General features: G+C 63.8%; 23 protein-coding genes and 1 tRNA gene (1 of these 24 only partly in view). 10 read left to right on the forward strand and 14 right to left on the reverse strand.

Features of this window, described 5'->3' with window-relative positions:
• Positions 1–9 precede the first annotated feature (9 nt).
• From JCM7686_RS00265 to JCM7686_RS00300, 8 genes are all read right to left on the reverse strand, one after another.
• Positions 10–231, reverse strand: coding sequence for a hypothetical protein (locus tag JCM7686_RS00265; protein ID WP_020948869.1), 222 nt, complete (start codon positions 229–231; stop codon positions 10–12).
• Positions 232–314: 83 nt separating this feature from the next.
• Entirely contained in the window at positions 315–1103 is a 789-nt protein-coding gene (locus JCM7686_RS00270) for a creatininase family protein (protein ID WP_020948870.1), read from the reverse strand.
• On the reverse strand, positions 1100–1717 hold the full coding sequence (locus tag JCM7686_RS00275) for an NAD(P)H-dependent oxidoreductase (RefSeq protein WP_020948871.1): 618 nt from the start codon (positions 1715–1717) through the stop codon (positions 1100–1102). The genes JCM7686_RS00270 and JCM7686_RS00275 overlap by 4 nt, the downstream gene beginning before the upstream one ends.
• Complete coding sequence (locus JCM7686_RS00280; protein ID WP_020948872.1) at positions 1714–3105, reverse strand: FAD-binding oxidoreductase; 1392 nt, start codon at positions 3103–3105, stop codon at positions 1714–1716. Before JCM7686_RS00280 ends, JCM7686_RS00275 begins: the two co-directional genes overlap by 4 nt.
• Positions 3102–4391, reverse strand: coding sequence for a cytosine deaminase (locus JCM7686_RS00285; protein ID WP_020948873.1), 1290 nt, complete (start codon positions 4389–4391; stop codon positions 3102–3104). Before JCM7686_RS00285 ends, JCM7686_RS00280 begins: the two co-directional genes overlap by 4 nt.
• Entirely contained in the window at positions 4391–5188 is a 798-nt protein-coding gene (locus JCM7686_RS00290; protein WP_051201596.1) for an ABC transporter permease, read from the reverse strand. Before JCM7686_RS00290 ends, JCM7686_RS00285 begins: the two co-directional genes overlap by 1 nt.
• Positions 5189–5229: 41 nt before the next feature.
• A complete protein-coding gene (locus tag JCM7686_RS00295) occupies positions 5230–5991 on the reverse strand; it encodes an ABC transporter ATP-binding protein (RefSeq protein ID WP_041527454.1) in 762 nt (253 codons plus the stop codon).
• Between the two features lie 18 nt (positions 5992–6009).
• Positions 6010–7002 carry an ABC transporter substrate-binding protein gene (locus JCM7686_RS00300; RefSeq protein ID WP_020948876.1) on the reverse strand — a complete coding sequence of 331 codons (993 nt, stop codon included), beginning with the start codon at positions 7000–7002 and terminating at the stop codon, positions 6010–6012.
• Between the two features lie 196 nt (positions 7003–7198).
• Between JCM7686_RS00300 and JCM7686_RS00305 the strand changes: the two genes are divergently transcribed.
• Both JCM7686_RS00305 and JCM7686_RS00310 read left to right on the forward strand, forming a co-directional pair.
• On the forward strand, positions 7199–7594 hold the full coding sequence (locus tag JCM7686_RS00305; RefSeq protein WP_020948877.1) for a RidA family protein: 396 nt from the start codon (positions 7199–7201) through the stop codon (positions 7592–7594).
• The gene (locus tag JCM7686_RS00310; RefSeq protein ID WP_020948878.1) at positions 7591–8196 is read left to right on the forward strand and encodes an HAD family hydrolase; all 606 of its coding nucleotides are present in this window, start codon (positions 7591–7593) and stop codon (positions 8194–8196) included. The genes JCM7686_RS00305 and JCM7686_RS00310 overlap by 4 nt, the downstream gene beginning before the upstream one ends.
• A 7-nt stretch (positions 8197–8203) precedes the next feature.
• On the opposite strand, the gene JCM7686_RS00315 is transcribed toward JCM7686_RS00310, so the two are convergent.
• Positions 8204–8968: an HpcH/HpaI aldolase family protein gene (locus tag JCM7686_RS00315; RefSeq protein ID WP_020948879.1), complete on the reverse strand. Its 765-nt coding sequence runs from the start codon at positions 8966–8968 to the stop codon at positions 8204–8206.
• A 44-nt stretch (positions 8969–9012) separates the two neighbouring features.
• Complete coding sequence (aroQ, locus tag JCM7686_RS00320; protein ID WP_020948880.1) at positions 9013–9453, reverse strand: type II 3-dehydroquinate dehydratase; 441 nt, start codon at positions 9451–9453, stop codon at positions 9013–9015.
• A 240-nt stretch (positions 9454–9693) separates the two neighbouring features.
• Here aroQ and JCM7686_RS00325 point away from each other — a divergent pair, with 240 nt between their 5' ends.
• On the forward strand, positions 9694–11379 hold the full coding sequence (locus JCM7686_RS00325) for a peptidoglycan-binding domain-containing protein (protein WP_020948881.1): 1686 nt from the start codon (positions 9694–9696) through the stop codon (positions 11377–11379).
• Positions 11380–11558: 179 nt separating this feature from the next.
• Here JCM7686_RS00325 and ykgO read toward each other — a convergent pair whose 3' ends face one another.
• Both ykgO and JCM7686_RS00335 read right to left on the reverse strand, forming a co-directional pair.
• Complete coding sequence (gene ykgO / locus JCM7686_RS00330; protein WP_020948882.1) at positions 11559–11684, reverse strand: type B 50S ribosomal protein L36; 126 nt, start codon at positions 11682–11684, stop codon at positions 11559–11561.
• An 80-nt stretch (positions 11685–11764) separates the two neighbouring features.
• Positions 11765–11839 (reverse strand) — tRNA-Val (locus JCM7686_RS00335).
• Positions 11840–11976: 137 nt separating this feature from the next.
• On the opposite strand from JCM7686_RS00335, the gene JCM7686_RS00340 reads away from it, so the two are divergent.
• Genes JCM7686_RS00340 through JCM7686_RS00355 form a run of 4 tightly spaced genes read left to right on the forward strand, consistent with a single transcriptional unit; the run spans position 11977 to position 14499 of the window.
• Positions 11977–12840 (forward strand): N-formylglutamate amidohydrolase, encoded by an 864-nt coding sequence (locus tag JCM7686_RS00340; RefSeq protein ID WP_020948883.1) that lies wholly within the window; start codon positions 11977–11979, stop codon positions 12838–12840.
• Positions 12841–12876: 36 nt separating this feature from the next.
• On the forward strand, positions 12877–13767 hold the full coding sequence (locus JCM7686_RS00345) for an SPFH domain-containing protein (protein ID WP_020948884.1): 891 nt from the start codon (positions 12877–12879) through the stop codon (positions 13765–13767).
• Positions 13764–14042, forward strand: coding sequence for an NfeD family protein (locus JCM7686_RS00350; protein ID WP_020948885.1), 279 nt, complete (start codon positions 13764–13766; stop codon positions 14040–14042). Before JCM7686_RS00345 ends, JCM7686_RS00350 begins: the two co-directional genes overlap by 4 nt.
• 1 nt (position 14043) lies before the next feature.
• Entirely contained in the window at positions 14044–14499 is a 456-nt protein-coding gene (locus tag JCM7686_RS00355; RefSeq protein WP_020948886.1) for an NUDIX hydrolase, read from the forward strand.
• Here the strand turns inward: JCM7686_RS00355 and JCM7686_RS00360 are convergent.
• Both JCM7686_RS00360 and pyrF read right to left on the reverse strand, forming a co-directional pair.
• A complete protein-coding gene (locus JCM7686_RS00360; RefSeq protein WP_020948887.1) occupies positions 14496–15245 on the reverse strand; it encodes a hypothetical protein in 750 nt (249 codons plus the stop codon). The two genes, JCM7686_RS00355 and JCM7686_RS00360, sit on opposite strands and share 4 nt — an antisense overlap.
• 57 nt (positions 15246–15302) lie before the next feature.
• Entirely contained in the window at positions 15303–16001 is a 699-nt protein-coding gene (pyrF, locus tag JCM7686_RS00365) for an orotidine-5'-phosphate decarboxylase (RefSeq protein ID WP_020948888.1), read from the reverse strand.
• 158 nt (positions 16002–16159) lie between these two features.
• Here pyrF and clpB point away from each other — a divergent pair, with 158 nt between their 5' ends.
• The 3 genes from clpB to JCM7686_RS00380 all read left to right on the forward strand — a co-directional run.
• Positions 16160–18790: an ATP-dependent chaperone ClpB gene (gene clpB / locus JCM7686_RS00370; RefSeq protein ID WP_020948889.1), complete on the forward strand. Its 2631-nt coding sequence runs from the start codon at positions 16160–16162 to the stop codon at positions 18788–18790.
• Positions 18791–18972: 182 nt separating this feature from the next.
• The gene (locus JCM7686_RS00375; RefSeq protein WP_041527020.1) at positions 18973–20607 is read left to right on the forward strand and encodes an alpha-D-glucose phosphate-specific phosphoglucomutase; all 1635 of its coding nucleotides are present in this window, start codon (positions 18973–18975) and stop codon (positions 20605–20607) included.
• A 201-nt stretch (positions 20608–20808) separates the two neighbouring features.
• On the forward strand, positions 20809–20820 hold the 5' portion of the coding sequence (locus tag JCM7686_RS00380) for an Lnb N-terminal periplasmic domain-containing protein (protein WP_020948891.1). It continues 978 nt past the right edge of the window; only the first 12 of its 990 coding nucleotides appear in the window; its start codon is at positions 20809–20811; its stop codon lies beyond the right edge, outside the window.

Consider the following 20820-nt stretch of genomic DNA (forward strand, 5'->3'; position numbering starts at 1 on the left):
TTCGCGGCGCTAGAGCTTCGTCGCGATGCTGGTCACGGCCTGCAAATTGCCGAGGGTCTGGCGATTGGCCTGACGCGCCTCGGAGGCCTCTTTCTGCATACAGGCCGCTTTTTCCGGCGTGCCGTTCTTGAAGCCATAGGCCGCGCAGGTCGCCGCGTATCGCGACATGGATTGCTGCGGCGACTCGCAAGCGGCGAGGGCAAGGACAACCAGCAACAGGGTCTTTTTCATCGCAAACTCCATCTGCCTCTCGCAACTGTGTCGCGGGAGGCTGTGGTGATCAAGACCCGATCAAGACCGGATGCGGGGCGCCTCTAGCGCCAGCCGGTGGGCGCCGAGGGGATCGGGCTGGCCTCGACCTTGCGCAGCAGCGCGATCATCGCGTCAATCTGGTGATCGCAGATCGCGCGGCCCTTGTCGGCGGTCGAGTCCGCCGCGTCGCCGACCGTGCCCGAGGCGTGCAGATCGGCCGAGATCCAGCCATAAGACACCGGGCCGATCGGGCTGATCAGGCTGTCCTCGGCGCTCGAGATAAAATTCTCGGCCTTGGACATATCGACCAGCTCGGGGTGGAAGGCCAGCATCAGCGAGGTTTCGTCATCGCCGCCGTGGATGCCGTATTTCGCCTGCCTTTCCGAGAACGAGCCCTCGGGCGCGCCAAAGCCCATCCACTGGCATTTCACCGCCAGCATTCCGGCCTGCACCCGCAGCTCTCGCGTGAGGATCGAGACCAGATCGAGATTGCCGCCATGGCTGTTCACGACCACGATCTTTTTGACGCCCGCCCGCGCGACCGAGAGGCCGATCTGCGTCCAGGCCGCCAGCGCAGTCGGGGCATCGAGCGTCAGCGTGCCCGCCGCCCAAAGATGCTCGGTCGATTTACCGACGGCCTGCGCGGGCAGGATGCGGATGTCGAGATCCTCGGGGCATTTCTCACGCAGGCGCTTCAGCATCCCTTCGGCGATCAGCGTATCGGTGCCGACCGGCAGATGGGGGCCGTGCTGCTCGATCGCGCAGGTCGGCAGGATCGCGATGGTCTTCATCGGGTCGAGACCGGCGAATTCCGGGGCGCGGAAATCGGCCCAGTTGAAGCGGCGAGTCATGTCTTTTCCTTCTTCAAAGGCGCGAGCAGGCGGGTCATGGCGCGGTCCACCCGTTTGAGGTGGCGCTTGCGGCTGCGCGGGGTCGAGCTGTCCATTTTGTAATGCGCCGCAAAGATGCTGCGGCGCTGCGGGGCGCAAAGATAGCCGACGCCGCGCAGCAAGGTGCGCCGTCCCGGTGCGCCGACCAGCGCGGTCAACCAGCGACTGGCGCCGCAGGTGGTGAAGACGCCGATCCGGGTGATCTGGGTCAGGCCGGGGCGGATGTCCTTGTTTTGTGCGTCGGGCATCAGAAAGGCCGCCTCGGGCAAAAGCACGCGGTCGAGCCAGCCTTTCAGCATGGCGGGCAGGCCATACCACCAGGTCGGATAGGTGAAGATCAGCGTGTCGCACCAAGCCAGCGCGGCCACGTGATCTTCGACCCCCGAACGGTTCGCGGGCGCGTCCAGATAGCCGCGCCACTCCGGCCCCGAGAGCACCGGATCAAAGCCCTGCGCGTAAAGATCCATCACCCGGATCTCGGCTCCGGCCCGGGTAAGGTGATCCAGTACCCGGTCGCGGACGGCCGCGGTGAAGCTTTCGGCCTCCGGGTGGCAATGGATCACCAAGGCCTTCATGCGCGGCGCAGGCCCGGATAGGCATACATCGTCTTGAAGTCCCAGTTCGGATCCTCCCAAGCGATCATCTTGCCGGGGTTGAGGATGCCTTTGGGATCGGCCTCGCGCTTGAAGTTGAGCTGACGGTCATCGACGATCTGACGCCCACCTTCTTCCAGCGTGTAGCGATGCGGGTTGAAGATCATGCAGCCCATATCCTCGTGGATCTGGACGATTTCGTTCAGCCGCTCTTCGGTCGTGAACCGCACCAAGGTCAGCCCCGCCGCCGTCATCACCCCGTTTTCCTTGAGGAATTCGATGTGCTGGATCAGCTCGTCACCGAAATGCGCGCGGATCGCGTCGATCTTGTCGAGGAAACCCTCACCGGCATAGCGGACCTGAAGATAGGTGATCTCGGGCTCAACCTTCAGCGCGCGCAACGTCGTGTGGTTCCAGCCATATTCATAGGCCGGGCCGGGGTCGCGCGGCCAGTCGTTGGCATCGCTGCGATAGATCAGCTTCGCCTCGGGGTCATGGCCAAGGAAGGTCAGGAAACCGTCCATCGACTGCGGCGCGATCATCAGAGCGATCACTGAATCCGTCTCGGAGACATGGTCCTTGAAGCGCTGGAAATAGCGCGCGGCAATCGGCGCCTCGCAAACCGTGTCGAGCTTCATCGCGATCCCGTCTTGCAGCGAGATCTGATGCGCGAGCCGGCTCGCCTTGGCGAAATCGGGATGGGTCACGAAGACATGGACCCAGTCATAAGCGGGCGCGAGCGGCAGCTCGATTTCGGTGACGATGCCGTTGGTGCCGTAAGCATGGCTGACGCGGGCGAGGTCCTCGCCGGTGAAGTCCAGAACGCGCGGCTCGGCCTCGGCGGTGACGACGCGGATGCGGATGATATTGCCGTAATCGCGCAGCACGCCCCAGCGGACCGAGCCAACCCCGCCCGAGCCGCCGCAGATGAAGCCACCGATGGTCGCGGTCGCGGCGGTCGAGGGCGTCATGCGCAGCTCTTGGCCGGAATGCGCGCGGGTCTGGCGGTCGAGATCGCGGATGACCAGCCCCGGCTCGACCACGATGCGGCCGGGGGCGATCTCATGGATCTTGTTCATGTTCTGCATATGCAGGATGCAGCCGCCTTTCAGCGGCATGGCCTGACCGTAATTGCCGGTCCCCGCGCCGCGCACCGTGACCGGCACGTCATGGGCGTGACAGATGCGCAGAACCTCGATGACCTCGTCCTGCGAGCGCGGCATGACCACGAAATCGGCACAAACCCCGTCGAGGCGATCCTTCAGGACCGGCGAATACCAGAAGAAATCCCGGCTTTTCGCCTTCACCGAGGGCGGGTTGTCGTCGATGTCGAGATGGGCGAGGGCGGCTTTGGCGGCGTCGATGTTCATGGGCAATCCATCAGATGGTCGAGTTCGGCGTAATCGGGCAGGGTGCGGTCGATCTGGCGACCGTCCCGGATCACGATCCGGTCGGATTGGGGGCGGGCAAAAAGCTCGGTCCAAGAGCGGGCGCGGCAGATCACCAGATCCGCAGGCGCCCCGGGGGCAAGGCTCGGCGCGGCAAAGCCTGCGGCTTTGGCCGGATTGGTCAGGAAGGCGTGGCTCCAGTCGCTGCGCGAATGGTCAAGATGCGCGATCCGGGTCGCCTCGCGCATGACCTCGATCATGTCGAGATCGCCGTAGGCATAGAAGGGGTCGCGGGTGTTGTCCGAAGCGAAGCTCACATTGATCCCGCGCGCCGCCATCTCATGGACCAGCGTGACGCCCCGCCAGCGCGGGGTGCGCGCAGGCGCGGTCTGGGCCACGCGATCTTGCAGGTAAAGGTTGCACATCGGCAGGCTGACGACATGCAACCCCGCCTTGGCGACCAGATCGAGCGTGCGCAGGGCCTCGGCCTCGGGCTGGACCGCCAGCGAGCAGCAATGGCCGACCGTCACCGGCGCGTCGAAGCCGGTTTCCAGCACGATCTCGGCAATCTCGCGCAGGGTCGCGACCGAGGCATCGCCGGTTTCATCGGTGTGGAAATCGGCATGAAGCCCGCGATTGGCGGCATGGGCGAAGAAGGCGCGCAGCCGGTCGCGGATCTGCGCATCGGGGAAGGTGACGCAGCCCAGAACCGAGCCGGTTTGCGCGACGAGATCCGCCAGCGCGCCGAAATCGCCGCCATTGTAGGGATCAATCAGGTCGATCGTCGTCAGGCAGGCCGCTTGCAGGTCGATCCGGCCCGCCCATTCCTCGCGCAGTTTGACGAATTCGCCAAAGCTGATCTCGGCCTGCGGCGGGATCGCGTCGAGATGGGTGCGGATCGCGCGGGTGCCATGCGCATAGGCAGAGCGCAGCGCGAAATCCATGCGCGCCCGCACATCGGCACCCGACCAGTTCGCGGTGCGGTCGGCATCGACGGTCGTCAGCGCCCCCATAAAGCTGCCGTCCGGGTTGGAGGCACGGGGCCAGATATGGCCCTTGTCGAGATGGGTGTGCATGTCGATGAAAGCGGGAAAGACCATCGCGCGGTTCATCTCGACCACCGGCAAGGTGGGATCGGGGGCCGCGATCTTGCCGTCGCGGATCGTCAGATCAATCTGCGCCAGATCTCCGGGTTCGCCGATCAGACAGGCGGGGACGGTCAGGCCTTTCAGCGTGACCGCGCCTTGCGGAAGTGTCCGGAAATCCATCACATTTCCCTTTTGATCGCGCTTTCATGCCATTTGCGCAGTGCCAGATGTGAAATCAGCGAGAGCACGGCAAAGATCATCACGCCCAGCAATGCGATCAGCACGAGGGCCGCGAACATGCGCGGAATATTGAGGCGATAGCTCGCTTCGAGGATGCGGAAAGCCAGCCCCGAGCCGATGCCGCCGGTGCCCGCGACATATTCCGCGACCACGGCGCCGATCAGCGAGAGACCGCCCGCAATGCGCAGACCGCCGAGGAAATAGGGCAAAGCCGAGGGCAGTTGCAGGTGGATCAGCCTTTGCCAGCGGTTCGCGCCATAGATGCGGTAGAGGTCCGAGAGGTTGTGATCGACCGAGCGCAGGCCAAGCGTCGTGTTCGACAGGATCGGGAAAAAGGCCACGATCCAGGCGCAGAGCAAGAGCCCCGCCATCTTGTTCTCGACATAGATGAAGATCAGCGGCGCAATCGCCACGACCGGCGTCACCTGCAAGATGACCGCGAAGGGATAGAAGGACATCTCGGCCCATCGGCTGAGGCTGAAGAGCACCGCAAGCCCGACGCCGCCGATGATCGCGACGGCCAGCGCCATCAGCGTGATCTTCATCGTGACCAGCGCGGCGGGGCCAAGAATGGCCCAGTCCTTAACAAGAGTTTGTAGAACGAGCCCCGGGCTTGGCAAGATATAGTGGGGGATCTTGTACCAAGCCACAACGCGGTCCCAGAGCACCAGCGCGATGACAAGGGCCAGAACCGGCATGAGCCAGCGCCCGATCTTCTCGGCGCGCTTGCGCCGCATCCGGGCGGCTTCTTCGGGGTCGATGGCGGAGGAAAGATCGGTCACGCCTGTTCTCCCATAGCGTCAGAAAGCGCATCCGAGGCCGCGCGGCAGAGCGCCGCATATTCGGCCGAGGTGCGGAAGTCTTCGTCGCGCGGTCCCTCCACATCGACGCGCAGCTCATGGGCGACGCGACCGGGGCGGGGGGCCATGACCACGATGCGGTTGGACAGGAACACGCTTTCAAAGACCGAATGGGTCACGAAAATCACCGTGCAATTCAGGGTCTTTTGCAGATCCATCAGATCGCGGTTCATCTTGTTGCGGGTGATCTCGTCCAGCGCGGCGAAGGGCTCGTCCATCAGGATCAGCCGCGGTTTCGTCACCAGCGCACGGGCGATCGAGACCCGCATTTTCATCCCGCCGGAAAGCTCGCGCGGATAGGAATTCGCGAAGTTTTCCAACCCGACCATCTTGAGCGCATCATGAATCTGGGCCTCGACATCGCCGAATTTCACGCCGCGTAGCCGCATCGGCAGCCAGACGTTCTTGGCGACCGTGGCCCAGGGCATCAGCGTTGCTTCCTGAAAGACGACACCGAGGTCTCCGGCCTGCTGGCTGCCCTCCCATTGCACGCGACCGGCGGTCGGATGCATCAGCCCGGCGATCAGCCGCAAGGCGGTCGATTTCCCGCAGCCCGACGGGCCGAGCAGCGAGATGAAATCGCCCTGCCGGACGGTGAGGTTCATGTCCTTGAGCGCGGTGACGCCCCCGGCGAACACCTTGCTGACCCCCTCCATCCGCAGGACGGTGGGGGCCGTCATATCGCTTGCCTGTGTCATTTACTTCTTCAGATCCAGTCCGACGCCCTTGCCGACGAATTGCAGCGTATAGGCCTGTGAGTAATCGAGATCGGCCGGGACCAGCTCGGCCTTGACCATCTTGTCGTAGAAATCCTTGATCCGGGTTTCGGTCATCACGCCGATGCCTTTTTCCAGCGTGTCGCCGGAATCGACAATGCCGTTGTCTTTCAATGCCTTGATCGAGAAGGCGATCTGTTCATCGGTCAGATCCGGGTTGTCGGCTTTGATCTTTTCGATGGCTTTGGAATTGTCGCCGTAAAGGTAGTTATACCAGCCCTTGGCGGTGCCATCGACGAAGCACTGAACCACCTCGGGTTTCGAGGCGACGGTGTCCGCCATGGCTTCGATGATCGTCGAATAGGTCGACCAGCCGGCATCGGCGAGCAGCTGGACATCGGGTTTGAAGCCGGCCTCTTTCTCGATCATCAGCGGCTCGGAAGAGATGAAGCCCTGAATGGCGCTGTCTTCGTTCTGGATGAAGGGCGCGACGTTGAACGTATAGACCTCGCGCTGTTCGTCGGTGAAGCCGAAGTCCTTCTTCATCCATTGGTAAAAGGTCGCGAAGCCCTCGTCAGAGATCATCAGCTTGAGATTTTTCAGATCCTCGAAGGTCTTGGCCTTGCCGGGATGGGCGAGGATGACCTGCGGGTCTTTCTGGAAGACACCCATGACCGCCACGACCGGCACGTTTTCCGCCGCCGAGCTGAAGGTCCCGAGCAGGTTGCCCGCCATGTTGAAGTCGATCTTGCCCGCCAGCATCATCGCGCGGTTGTTCACCTGCGGGCCGCCCGGCACGATGGTCACGTCAAGGCCGCAAGCCGCATAGGTGCCGTCCACGACCGCCTGATAATAGCCGCCATGCTCCGCCTGAGCGACCCAGTTGGTGCCGAATTTCACGGCTTCATTCGCGCTGGCGCCGGTGGCGATCAGGCCGAAGGTTGTGCTCAGGGAAATGAGGATGTGGCGAGGCATGACGGCTCCTGCTGTTGGGTGACGCAAGGTTGCGATGATTTTTTCGGGTTTCTAGCAACTTGTTTAGACGAATCGCAACGCGAGCGACATCTTCCTTTCGTTCTTCCCACCAAAAAGAGGCAATTTCCTCAGGATAGAGGAGACGGGCCGGGGCGCCGTCTTGACCGCGAACCCGGCTCTGACGCAGGATCGCGCCATGAAAGCGCTTGCCCCTTCCTCGATTTCCGCCCCCTTCGGTCGCTATTCGCATGGCGTCGCTCTGGACGGTCCGGGTCGCCTTGTCGCGACCTCGGGCCAGCTCGCCTTGCGCGCCGATGGCACGGTGCCGGAGGGCGCCTATGCGCAGGCGCGGCAATGCTTTGCCAATTGCACCGCCATTCTCGCCGAGGCCGGTTTCGGCCCTGCGGATGCGGTGCGGATCAATGCTTTCGTCACCGATCGGTCGCATTTCCCCGATTATATGCGGGCGCGGGATGAATGGTTGTCCGAGGTCGAGGTGCTGCCCGCCTCGACATTGGTGATCGTCGTCGGTTTCACCCGGCCTGAATTTCTCGTTGAAGTCGAAGTCACCGCATTCCGGAGCCAGCCATGACCAATATCGTCTTCGACCTCGGTTTCGTGCTGATCGGCTGGCGGCCCGAACGCGCGTTCACCGCGCATTTCGACGATGCCGCGCAGATCTCGGACTGGATGGCGCGGGTGGATTTTCCGCGCTGGAACCGTTTGCAGGATGGGGGCCGCAGCCTTGAGGCGGCGCTCGATCAGGTCCGCGCGGATCATGGCGAGGAAGATGCCGCGATCCTCGCCAGCTATATCCGCAATTTCGACGACACCATCACCGAGCCGGTGCCGGGAGCCTGGGAGCTTTTGGAAGAGCTTTCCGCCGCCGGGCATCCGCTTTACGCGATCACCAATTGGGGTGCCGACACCTGGCCCGCGGCGCTGGCGCGTTATCCGCGTCTGGCTTCGGTCTTTCGCGATATCGTGGTTTCGGGCGAGGTGAAGCTGCTCAAGCCCGAGCCCGAGATCTATCACCTGCTGTTGTCGCGCAACGGGCTTGAGGCCGGGGACTCGCTTTTCATTGACGATACCTTGGCCAATGTCGAAGGCGCGCGCGCGGTCGGGATGGATGCGATCCATTTCACCGATGCGCCCGCGCTGGCCCGCGAGCTGGGCGCACGCGGGCTTTATTGAGCCGGGCTCAAGAGGGCCAGCGCGCTCGCAAGTCGCGCAAGGCCTTCAGCATCACTGCGATGTCGATGCCGACGGCGGTGAAATTCGTGCCAGCCGCGACGCTTTCTTCCAAAAGCGTCTCGTCCAGCGTGACGATCCCGGCGGGTTTGCCCGCGGCGCGGATGCGTTTGATCGCCTCGATGATCTTGGCGCGAACCTCGGGATGGGAGAGTTGGCCGGGTCGACCCATGGTCGCGGACAGATCGGCGGGACCGACGAAGATGCCATCCACGCCCTCGACGGCGGCGATTTCCTCGATCCGCTCGACCGCATCCAGACTTTCGATCTGGACGAGCACACAGATTTCCTGCGCGGCCCGGTTCAGATAATCCGGCACGCTGCCGTAGCGGCTGGCCCGCGCCAACCCGGCAACGCCGCGAAAGCCTGCCGGGGCATAGCGGGTCGCGGCGACGGCGCGCGCGGCCTCTTCGGCGTTTTCGACATAGGGGATCAGCAGCGATTGCGCGCCGATGTCGAGCAGGCGCTTGATCTCGACCGGATCATTCCAGCCCGGGCGCACCACCGGCTGAACCGGGTAGGGCGCCATTGCCTGCAGCATGGACTGGACCGCGCCGAGATCAATCGGCGCATGTTCGCAGTCGATCAGGATCCAGTCATAACCGCAGGTCGCCAACATCTCGGCATAGCCCCCGCCCGGAATCGAGCACCAAAGCCCGATCTGCTGACGGCCCTCGGCCAGAGCTGCTTTGAAGCGGTTTTTCGGCAAATCCATGATCTTCCCCCCTGTGGCGCGCCGGTCTGGCGTCCGACCTTGTCTCAGCCCACGACCAAAGTGGCAAGGCGGCGGAGCGCCAGCTGATAGCCCTCGACCCCGAGCCCCGCGATCACGCCATCGGCGCGATGGCTGATATAGGAGTGGTGGCGGAAGGACTCGCGCTTGTGGATGTTCGAGATATGCACCTCGATCACCGGATCCTCATAGATATTGAGCGCATCGAGGATCGCGACCGAGGTATGGCTGTAAGCGCCCGGGTTGATGATGATCCCGGCGGTGGTGCCGCGCGCCTCGTGGATGCGGTCAATGATCGCGCCCTCATGGTTCGACTGGAAATCCGCGATTCCGAGCCCAAGCTCTTGGCCCAACTGGGTGCAGGCGGCGATGACATCGGCCAGAGTGTCACGGCCATAGATTTCCGGCTGGCGCTTGCCCAGCAGGTTGAGATTGGGACCGTTGATGATGAGAATGGTCGGGGTCATGCGGCACTCGTGGCTGAGGGTTTGCCCCGGATTACCATATTGCCGCGCGCTTCTCGACATCTTCCTGAGCGGGCTTTCTCAAGGGGGCAAGCGCGGGAAGCAGCCGATGGCCGGGCCAAAGCGAAACCCGCGCTTGCCCGGCGCGCTTATATCAGGGATTGGCGTCGGCCAGATATGGCCGGAAGATGAGGCCAGAACATGATGCCGGGTCCGAGCCCAGGTCCGAGGAGGAGAACCAAGATGCGTCACCTGCCGCTTTTGCTGGCCGCGTTGATCGCGGCAAGCCCGGCGCTTGCCGAAGACCGGGGCGTTGTGATCACCAACACCCGCTACGAAAACGCGCCGCAGCTTGCGGAGGGGGACGGCACCGAGGCCGCCGCCGCGATGCGGGAGGCGGGGTTTCGCACGGTCTCGGGCAAGGATCTGATCATCGGCGATGTCCGTCAGGCGATCTCGGATCTGCTGCGCCCGGACGATCGGCCGGGGGCGCGGCTGGTGCTGCTGAACGGGCGTTTCCTGCACAATGCGCGCGACAGCTGGTTCATGGGCGCGGATGCGCAAAAGCCCGATGTGGTCGGCGCGGGGTCGCAGGGGGTCGCGCTGTCAACGCTGGTCGATCTTCTGCGCGATGCCGATCCCGGCGCGATCTTGCTGCTGGGCTCGGACGATCAGGCGATGGATCACGCGGCGGGGCTGGAAAATGGCATTGGTACGCTGACCGCGCCCGAGGGCGTGGTGGTGATTTCCGGCCCGGCCGCAGCCACGGCAAAGGCCGCCGAGGCTTTGCTGAAACCCGGCACCTCGGTCGGCGATGTGCTTAAGGCGGATCCCAGCCTCAGCATGGTCGAAGGCGGCGACGCCGCGCTTGTGCTGGTCGAAGCGGTTGCGACAGATCGCGGCGCGAATGCCGTGGCCGAGGGCAATCCGACCGAAAGCGACCGCGATCTCTGGGCGAAATCCGCCGCGACCGACACGGCCGAGGCGTATCAGGCCTATCTGAGCGCCTATCCGAACGGGCTTTATTCGGCCGCTGCCAGCGAGCGTTTGGGCAAGCTCGGCGGCGTGCCGAAAAGCGACCGCGATCTTTGGGCAGAGGCGGCGGCGATCAATACCGCTGCGGCCTATGAGAGCTATCTGGCGCAATATCCGACCGGCGAGTTCTCCGAGGCGGCCCGCAAGCGCCAACTCGAATTCCGGCTGGCCGAAGAGCAGGCGCGCACGCCGGCTCCTGCTCCGGTTCCTGCGCCTGCTCCGGTCCAAGTGCCGCGGCGGCGCGAGCCCGAGATCCAGACCCCGCGACAGCAGGCAGTCCCCGGTCAGGCGATCGAGAATCGGCTGGGCCTGTCGCGCAATGATCGCGCGGCGGTGCAGCGTCGGCTGAATGCTTTGGGATATTCGACCGGCGGCACCGATGGCGTCTTCGGCACCCGTTCGCGCTCGGCGATTCGCGGCTGGCAGCAGCAGAATGGGTTCCCGGTTACCGGCTATCTGACCGCGAATCAGCTCTCGGTCATGCGCAGCCAGGTCGAATCGATCGCGCCGAGCGCCGAGCAGCAGGATCGCGATTACTGGCAGCGCACCGGGGCGAAGGGCGGGGCGGCCAATCTGCGCGCCTATCTCGATCGCTATCCGAACGGGATCTATGCTCAGACCGCGCGCAACCGGCTCTCGCAGCTGACGGGCTCGGGCTATTCCTCGGGGCGTGAAGCGGAGGTCTGGGCCGAGGTGCGCCGCGTCGATTCGGTTCAGGCCTATAACTACTATCTGCAGAACTTTCCGCGCGGCGAACATGCCAAGCAAGCACGTCAGCGCCGCGATCGCTTGATCCGGCAGGGCAACCCCGGTGTGGGCCTTGGTGGAAATGGGCTGGGCGGAAACGGTTTGGGGATCTCTCCCGAAGCCATTATCCGCGAGCTGATCAAATAAGGCGCGGGTTGGATTTCCCTTGGGCCCCTGCGGCGCTGATCGCGCGGGGGCCCGAGGGCACAGCCGGATCGGAGCGAATCGGGCAGGGCTGCGGTCAGGGCGTAGCAAAAGAAAACGCCCGCAGCCAAAAGGCGCGGGCGTCGTTTCTGTCTGGTCTTGGTCCCTGTCGGGACCTGTCATCAACCCTGACGCGCTTTGAAGCGACGGTTGGTTTTGTTGATAACGTAGATCCGGCCCTTGCGGCGCACGACCTGGCAATCACGATGCCGGGTCTTGAGCGAGCGGAGCGAATTGCGAACCTTCATCGGTCTTCTCCTTTTCGCGGCGCATCGCAGCGCCTGGTTGAAACGAAATGCCCCCGGAAAGCCCGGGGGCGTGAATAGAATGGTGGGCGATACTGGGATCGAACCAGTGACCACTACGATGTCAACGTAGTGCTCTACCGCTGAGCTAACCGCCCCACCTTGTGGCTGGCGTCCCTTTCGGGTGCCGAACCGCTTCGGTGAGAGGTCTATATAAGCAGGTTTCAGAGGTTTCAAGAGCCTTCCGTTATCGTTTATACACGAAAATGCAGCAAACTGGCGCGGACCTTTCTGAATGACCTCCGACGACCCTGTCTTCGATCTGATGCGCCCGGCGGTTTGGCGCAGCGGCGTGATCTTCGCCTCTCCCCATTCGGGACGCTGCTATCCCCAGTGGTTTCAGGAAGAAACGCGGCTTTCCGAGGTTCATCTGCGCTCGTCCGAAGATGCCTTTGTCGACCGGCTGATTGCCCCTGCCGCCGATCATGGCGCGGTCGTTCTGACCTCGCGCATTCCGCGCGCTTTGGTCGATCTGAACCGCGCGGCGGATGATTTCGACCCGCTGGTGGTCGAGGGAATCGGTCCGGGCAAGCTCAATCCGCGAATCATGGCGGGGTTAGGCGTGATTCCCCGAGTCGTCTCGCAGGGCAGGGCGATCTATACCCGCCCGATGCCGCGCGCCGAGGCCGAGCGGCGAATCGAGCAGTTCTGGCGGCCCTATCACCGCAAGCTCTCGGGACTGATCGCCGAGGCCTGCGAGAAATTCGGCGGCGCGATCCTGATCGACGCCCATTCCATGCCCCGCGATGCCTTGGCTCATTTGCCCGCGCCGCGTCCCGATATCGTGCTGGGCGACCGCAATGGCGGCTCGGCGGCGGGGCGGATTTCGGATGCGGTGGCGCAGGCTGCGGCCGAGGTCGGGTTCCGACTGCGGCGCAACTCGCCCTTTTCCGGTGCCTATATCACGGCGGCCTATGGGCGGCCGGTGCAGAATATCCATGTGGTCCAGATTGAGCTCGACCGCTCGCTTTATATGGATGAGCGCCTGATTCAGCCGCGCCCCGATTTCGACCTCTTCGCCGCGCAGTTTTCGCGGCTGGTGGCCCGTCTTGCGCAGCTGCCGCCCGACGCAGACCGATTGCCCTTGGCCGCCGAGTAAGCAAATACTGAGACATAACGAGCAACAAGGATTCCCATGCCGCCCGAAATCGCTGAACTTCTCACCCGGAACCTGACGATCATCATCCTTGCGGTGGTGGTGCTCATCGTCATCGGCCGTGCCGTCCGCATCGTGCCGCAGTCCGAAAAATTCGTGATCGAGCGTTTTGGCCGGCTGCACGCGGTGCTGGGGCCGGGGATCAACTTCATCGTGCCCTTCCTTGATCGGGTGGCGCATAGGATCTCGGTGCTTGAGCGCCAGCTGCCCTCGACCAATCAGGATGCGATCACCAAGGACAACGTGCTGGTGCAGGTCGAGACCTCGGTCTTTTACCGCATCACCGAGCCGGAAAAGACCGTCTACCGGATCCGCGACATTGATGCGGCGATCTCGACCACGGTTGCGGGCATCGTGCGCTCGGAAATCGGCACGATGGAGCTGGATCAGGTCCAGTCCAATCGCGCCCAGCTGATCGACCGGATCCGCGACAGTCTGGCGAATACCGTTGATGACTGGGGCATCGAGGTCACCCGGGCCGAGATTCTCGACGTCAATCTCGACCAGGCGACCCGCGCCGCCATGCTGCAACAGCTCAATGCCGAGCGTGCGCGGCGCGCGCAGGTGACCGAGGCCGAGGGCAAGCGTCGCGCGACCGAGCTTGCTGCCGATGGTGAGCTTTACGCCGCCGAGCAAGTCGCCAAGGCGCGCCGGATTCTCGCCGAGGCGGAAGCCTTTGCGACCTCGACCCTCGCCGCCGCGATCCGTGATGGCGGGCTCGAGGCCGCGCAATATCAGGTGGCGATGAAGCAGGTCGAGGTTCTGGGCGAGGTCGGCAAAGGCGCGGGCAAGCAGACCGTGCTCATTCCGGCCTCGGCGCTGGAGGCCTTTGGCAATGCCTTCAACCTGCTCAAGGGCGCGGGGAAATGAGCGCGCTCAACGGCTGGTATTGGCTGATCGCCGCGCTGCTGATGGCGCTGGTCGAGGTGCTTTTGCCGGTCTGGTTGTTTCTGGGCCTCGCCATCGCCACGGCGGTGATGGGGCTTTTGCTGCTCGCGGGGCTTTGGGGCGGCTCGTTTGGCTGGGCTCTGGTCGTGACCGGCGTGCTCTCGGGCGTGATCTGGGTGCTGTTGCGCCGCGCCATGGGGGTGCAGCACGGTCAGGTGAAGATCTGGCACGACGATATCAACGACAACCATCCCTGAGATGACGCAGGACCAAGCCGCAGGGGCGCCCGAGACGGCGCCCTGTCACAGCGCAAGCTTTCATGGCGCGAAGCTTTTGCTGATCCATGACGGCGCGCTTCTGACGGCGCTGCGCGACAATTTTCCTCATATTCCCTTCCCGCATCACTGGGACCTGCCCGGAGGCGGGCGCGAGGGCGGTGAAAGCCCGGTCGCCTGCGCCCGGCGCGAGCTTTTCGAGGAGTTCGGGCTGGATCTCGCCCCCGCGCGAATGACCGGGCGCAGCTATCCTGCGGTCGGCGCGCCGGGGCAGGTCTCGTGGTTTTTCCGAGGCGAGATCACGGCGGCCGAAATCGCGGCGATCCGCTTTGGCGAGGAAGGCGAATGCTGGCAGATGATGCCCATCGCCGATTATCTCGCCCATCCCAAGGCGGTGCCGCATTTCAAGACGCGGGTGCGCGACGCGCTTGGCCTTTAGGCGCTTTGCGCGGCCACCTGCCGCACCAAGGGTTGCAACGCCTGTCCCTTGACCGCCCAACTGGTCGCGAAGGCGACACAGGCGACGACCTCCAGCCAGAACACGGCGCGGAACCGCGCGGCGCTTTCGCTGAAGCCAAAGAGGCTTAACGCGGCAATCGCAAGAATGCAGGCCAGAATGACCCAGCCGCACAGGCCGTAGATGCGGTTCGCGGCGCATTTGAGCGGGTCGTCCAAGCCGCCGCGCCGGAAGTTCACCAGACAATAGGTCGCGAGCGCGCCGAAAAAGAGCAAAGCGCCAAGGAAGTGCAGCCGACCGACCCAAACCGGGTCGAAAAAGGTCTGCAGCAGGGTCGGCTCGAAGACCGGGGCCACGGCCTCTCCGCCGGGCGGCGCGGTCTTGGCGCTGGGGGCCATTGGGGCAAAGGCCACGATCAGCGCGCCAAGCGACGCGGCGCGCGAGACCATCTTGTCGGACAGGATTTCGCCCGCATCGGGCTTGTAGCCCTCATAATTCCACAAAAAGACCGCCTGCGCGCAGAGGATGCCGACGAAAAGCTCGCGCAGGGGGGAATAGAAATAGGCCGAGATGCTGGCCAGCGCCCATTGTCGGTCGAAGAGCCCGTAAAGGATCAGCACGGCGGGCAGGACATAACCCAGAAGGCCAAGCGCCCGACGGACCGCGAGGAAGGACAAGACGAGATCGTTCTCGGCCTTCTGATCCGCGCCGCTTGCGTGGTCGGACATGCCACCGCTCCCTTGTTACAGGGTCACGGTGGCACATATGCCCGTTATGTCAACGTTTCAGCGTGCGGCGGCGCGGATTTCCGCGACAATCGCCTCGGCGGCCGCGCGCGGATCGGCGGCTTGCCAGATCGGGCGGCCGACGACGAGATGGTCCGCGCCAGCGGCAATCGCCGAAGCGGGGGTCTCGATCCGCTTTTGGTCGCCCGCAGCCGTGCCCGCCGGACGCACGCCGGGCGTCACGATCAGCTTGCCGGCTGCTTGGGGCAAGGCGCGGATCAGCGCGGCCTCGCGCGGGCTGGCGATCACGCCATCGGCCCCGGCTTCCAGCGCGCGGGCGGCGCGGGTCGTGGTGATTTCGGCCAGATCGCCCGGCACGATCAGCCCGGCATCCAGATCGGCGCGGTCGAGCGAGGTCAGGATGGTCACGGCGAGGATTTTCAGATCCTTGCCTTTCGCCCCTTCCTTGGCCGCGCGCACGACATGGGGGTCGCCATGCACAGTCAGGAAATCGAGATCATATTGCGCGATTCCGCGCACCGCCGCCTCGACCGTGGCGCCGATGTCGAAGAATTTCATGTCGAGGAAGATGCGCTTGCCATGTTCCTGCTTCAGCTCGTTGGCGAGCGCGAGCCCGCCTCCGGTCAGCATCCCCAGCCCGATTTTGTAGAAGCTGACAGCATCACCAAGCTTTTCGGCAAGCTCGAGTCCCACCAGTGCATTCGGCACGTCAAGCGCCACGATCAGACGATCGTCCATCCTAAAATCCCCGCAATTCCAGCAAACGGCCTGCTTATAAGGGGGAACCGAAGCCCTTGAAAGGCCGTTCTGTTCTGCCCATCTGAAGGTCAAGGCCCGACCGGGACCGTGCCTCTTGAAGGGCGGTCTCAAGCGGGTGCCAGGAAAGGGAAATTTTCATGGATATGGAAAAATTCACCGAGCGTTCTCGGGGATTTCTGCAAGCTGCGCAAACGATTGCCATCCGCGAAGGGAACCAACGCGTTGTTCCCGAGCACCTTCTCAAAGCACTGATGGATGATGAGCAGGGCTTCGCCTCGAACCTGATTTCGCGCGCCGGTGGCGATGCGGGGGCGGTGCGTCAGGCCGCCGATCTGGCGGTGTCGAAGCTGCCCAAGGTCTCGGGCGGGGACGGTCAGGTTTATGTCGATCCGTCGATGGTGCGCGTGCTCGATGAGGCGGAAAAGCTGGCCAAAAAGGCCGGCGACAGCTTCGTGCCCGCCGAGCGCATTCTGACCGCTTTGGCGGTTGCCAATACCAATGCACGGGATTCGCTGACCTCGGGTCACGTCACTGCGCAAAACCTCAACACCGCGATCAATGACATCCGCAAGGGTCGCACCGCCGACAGCGCCAGCGCCGAGGACAGTTTCGAGGCGCTCTCGAAATATGCCCGCGATCTGACCGCCGCCGCTGAAGAGGGCAAGATCGACCCGATCATTGGCCGGGACGAGGAAATTCGTCGCGCCATGCAGGTGCTCAGCCGCCGCACCAAGAACAACCCGGTGCTGATCGGCGAGCCGGGCGTCGGGAAAACCGCGATTGCCGAGGGTCTGGCTTTGCGTATCGTCGATGGCGATGTGCCCGAAAGCCTGCGCAACAAGAAGCTGATGGCGCTGGATATGGGCGCTTTGATCGCCGGGGCGAAATATCGCGGCGAATTCGAAGAGCGTCTGAAAGCGATCCTCAAGGAAATCGAGAATGCCGCCGGAGAGATCATTCTCTTCATCGACGAGCTGCACACGCTGGTCGGTGCGGGCAAGACCGATGGCGCGATGGATGCCGCCAACCTGATCAAGCCTGCGCTTGCTCGGGGGGAACTCCATTGCGTTGGCGCGACCACCTTGGATGAGTATCGGAAATATATCGAGAAGGACGCGGCTTTGGCCCGTCGCTTCCAGCCGGTTCTGGTCGAAGAGCCGACGGTTGCCGATACGATCTCGATCCTGCGCGGCATCAAAGAGAAATATGAGCTGCACCACGGCGTCCGCATCAGCGATGCTGCGCTGGTGGCGGCGGCGACGCTCTCGAACCGCTATATCACCGACCGCTTCCTGCCCGATAAAGCGATCGACCTGGTCGATGAGGCCGCGTCGCGGCTGCGGATGGAGGTGGACAGCAAGCCCGAAGAGCTCGACGCGCTGGATCGCCAGATCCTGCAGATGCAGATCGAGGCTGAGGCGCTGAAGAAGGAAGATGACAGCGGCTCGAAGGATCGGCTTGAAAAGCTCGAAAAGCAGCTGTCGGAGCTGACCGAGAAATCGGCAACGATGACCGCCAAATGGCAGGCCGAACGCGACAAGCTGGAAGGCTCGCGCAACCTGAAAGAGCAGCTCGACAAGGCGCGGGCCGAGCTCGATCAGGCCAAACGCGAGGGCAATCTCGCGAAGGCGGGCGAGCTGTCTTATGGCATCATTCCGGGGCTCGAGAAAAAGCTCGCGGAATCGGAAGGCAATGACGAAGGCCCGATGGTCGCCGAAGCCGTCCGCCCCGAGCAGATCGCCGAGGTGGTCGAGCGCTGGACCGGCATCCCGACCTCGAAAATGCTCGAGGGCGAGAAAGAGAAGCTTCTCAAGATGGAGGAGGTTCTGGGCAAGCGCGTCATCGGCCAGTCCGAGGCGGTCACCGCTGTCGCCAATGCCGTGCGCCGGGCACGGGCGGGTCTGAACGATCCGAACCGGCCCTTGGGCAGCTTCCTCTTTCTTGGCCCGACCGGCGTCGGCAAGACCGAGCTGACCAAAGCCATCGCCGAATATATGTTCGACGATGACAGCGCGATGGTGCGGATCGACATGTCCGAGTTCATGGAGAAACATTCGGTCGCCCGCCTGATTGGCGCGCCTCCGGGCTATGTTGGCTATGATGAGGGCGGGGTTCTGACCGAGGCGGTGCGTCGGCGGCCCTATCAGGTGATCCTCTTCGACGAGGTCGAAAAGGCGCATCCGGACGTCTTCAACGTGCTCTTGCAAGTGCTGGACGACGGGGTTCTGACCGATGGTCAGGGCCGGACGGTGGATTTCAAGCAGACGCTGATCATCCTGACCTCGAACCTCGGCGCGCAGGCTTTGTCGACGCTGCCGGATGGCGCGGACAGTTCGGATGCGCGCTCGCAGGTGATGGATGCGGTGCGGGCCCATTTCCGCCCCGAATTCCTGAACCGTCTGGACGAGATCATCATCTTCCACCGCCTGACGCGCGCGAATATGGACGGGATCGTCACGATCCAGCTGTGGCTGCTCGAACAGCGGCTGGAGCAGCGCCATATCACGCTCGACCTTGATGATGACGCGCGGGAATGGCTGGCGAATGAGGGCTATGACCCGGTCTTTGGCGCACGTCCGCTGAAACGGGTGATCCAGCGCAGCCTGCAAAACCCCTTGGCCGAGATGATCCTCTCGGGCGAGGTTCTGGACGGGCAGACGGTCAAGGTCACCGCCGGTCCCGAAGGTCTGCAGGTCGGCAACCGTCTGGCCAGCAGCGATCGTCTGGGCTCGGGCGGCGAGCGTCCGGCGCATACGCCGCTGCAATAAGCCCTGTTTTGCCAGAACAGATCCCCGGTCGAAAGGCCGGGGATTTTTCGTTGCTGCCGTCCCCCTGCGAAAAAATGCTCAGCATTCGATGCAGTCTTCACGCCAGATGGCGCAGCGCCGTGAACCATGTCAGAACTAGCGCGTTCAAAGGTTTACGTTCTCCTGAAAGGCGCTGCCTGACCATGTCCCAGATCCTGACCGTCCCGACCCAGCCCATCGAGGGGCAGAAGCCCGGCACCTCGGGCCTTCGGAAAAAGACCCGCATCTTCATGGGGCGGCATTACCTCGAAAACTTTACGCAATCACTCTTTGACGCCGTGGGCGGCGTTCAGGATAAAGTGTTGGTGCTGGGCGGCGACGGGCGCTTTTTCAATGATCGCGCGGTGCAGGTCATTCTGCGCATGGCAGCGGCAAGCGGCGCGGCTCGGGTGATCGTGGGGCAGGGGGGCATTCTCTCGACCCCGGCGGCCTCGCATCTGATCCGCCTGCGCGGCGCGGATGGCGGGATCATTTTGTCGGCCAGCCACAATCCCGGCGGGATCGATGAAGATTTCGGGATGAAATACAATGGCGCGAATGGCGGTCCGGCCCCCGAAAGCCTGACCGACAAGATGTTCGCGCGCTCGCAAGAGCTGACGGAATACCGCATTCTCGAGGCGCAGGACATCGAGCTGAACCGCCTGGGCGAGCAGGCCTTGGCCGGGCTGGTGGTCGAGGTGGTCGATCCGGTCGCGGATTACGCCACGTTGATGGAGAGCCTTTTCGATTTCGACGCGATCCGTTCCTTGATCGCCGGCGGCACGCGCCTCAGCTTTGACGCGATGCATGCCGTGACCGGCCCCTATGCGCGCGAAATCATCGAGACCCGTCTGGGCGCGCCCAAAGGCACGGTTCTCAATGCCCAGCCTTTGCCGGATTTCGGCGGCGGCCATCCCGATCCGAACCCGGTCTGGGCGAAAGAGCTGATGGATCAGATGTTCGCCGCCGATGGCCCGGATTTTGGCGCGGCTTCGGACGGGGATGGCGACCGCAATATGATCGTGGGCAAGGGCGCCTATGTCTCGCCCTCGGACAGTCTGGCGATTCTGGCGGCGAATGCCCGTCTCGCGCCTGGCTATGCCAAGGGGCTGGCCGGGGTCGCGCGGTCGATGCCGACCAGTCGCGCGGTGGACCGCGTCGCTGCCAAGGCCGGGCTGGAGTGCCACGAGACCCCGACCGGCTGGAAATTCTTCGGCAATCTGCTGGATGCGGGCCGGGTGACGCTCTGCGGCGAGGAAAGCTTCGGCACCGGCTCGGATCATGTCCGCGAGAAGGACGGGCTTTGGGCCGTGCTGCTTTGGCTGAACATTCTGGCGGTCAAGCGCCAGTCGGTGGCCGAGCTGTTGCGCGAACATTGGGCCGAATATGGCCGCACCTATTACTCGCGCCACGATTACGAGGCGGTGGCGAGCGATCGCGCGAATGCCTTGGTTGAGCGGCTGCGCGGGCTTTTGGCGGGCCTGCCCGGACAAAGCTTTGCCGGTCTGACCGTCGAGGCGGCGGATGACTTCGCCTATCTCGATCCGGTCGACGGCTCGACCTCGAAGCAGCAGGGGATTCGCGTGCTCTTTACCAATGGCGCGCGCGTGGTGATGCGGCTGTCGGGCACGGGAACCGAGGGCGCGACGCTGCGGGTCTATCTGGAAAGCTACGAGACCGATCCGGCCCAGCACGGGCTTGATGCGCAAGAGGCGCTGGCCCCGGTGATCGCCGCTGCCGAAGAGCTGGCGCAGATCCGCGACTTCACCGGCCGCAGTCAGCCCGACGTGACGACCTGACACCACCGCCGCGCTGGTCCCAACGGGCTGGCGCGGCGTTTTCACGTGGAACACCCCAGCCGCGACGCCGCGCATCGGCATTGGTCGTGACCGCGCCGCATCTCGCTTGCGCAGCGCAGAGGAGGGCCGCACACTCCTGTTTGTCGGCAGGCCGTCCGGGTGCCGTCGCCTGCTCCCTCTGGCCCTTCTGTCGAGACCTGAATGCTGCTTGTT

Origin of the sequence: Paracoccus aminophilus JCM 7686, from assembly GCF_000444995.1 — a bacterium.
Lineage (GTDB): Bacteria > Pseudomonadota > Alphaproteobacteria > Rhodobacterales > Rhodobacteraceae > Paracoccus > Paracoccus aminophilus.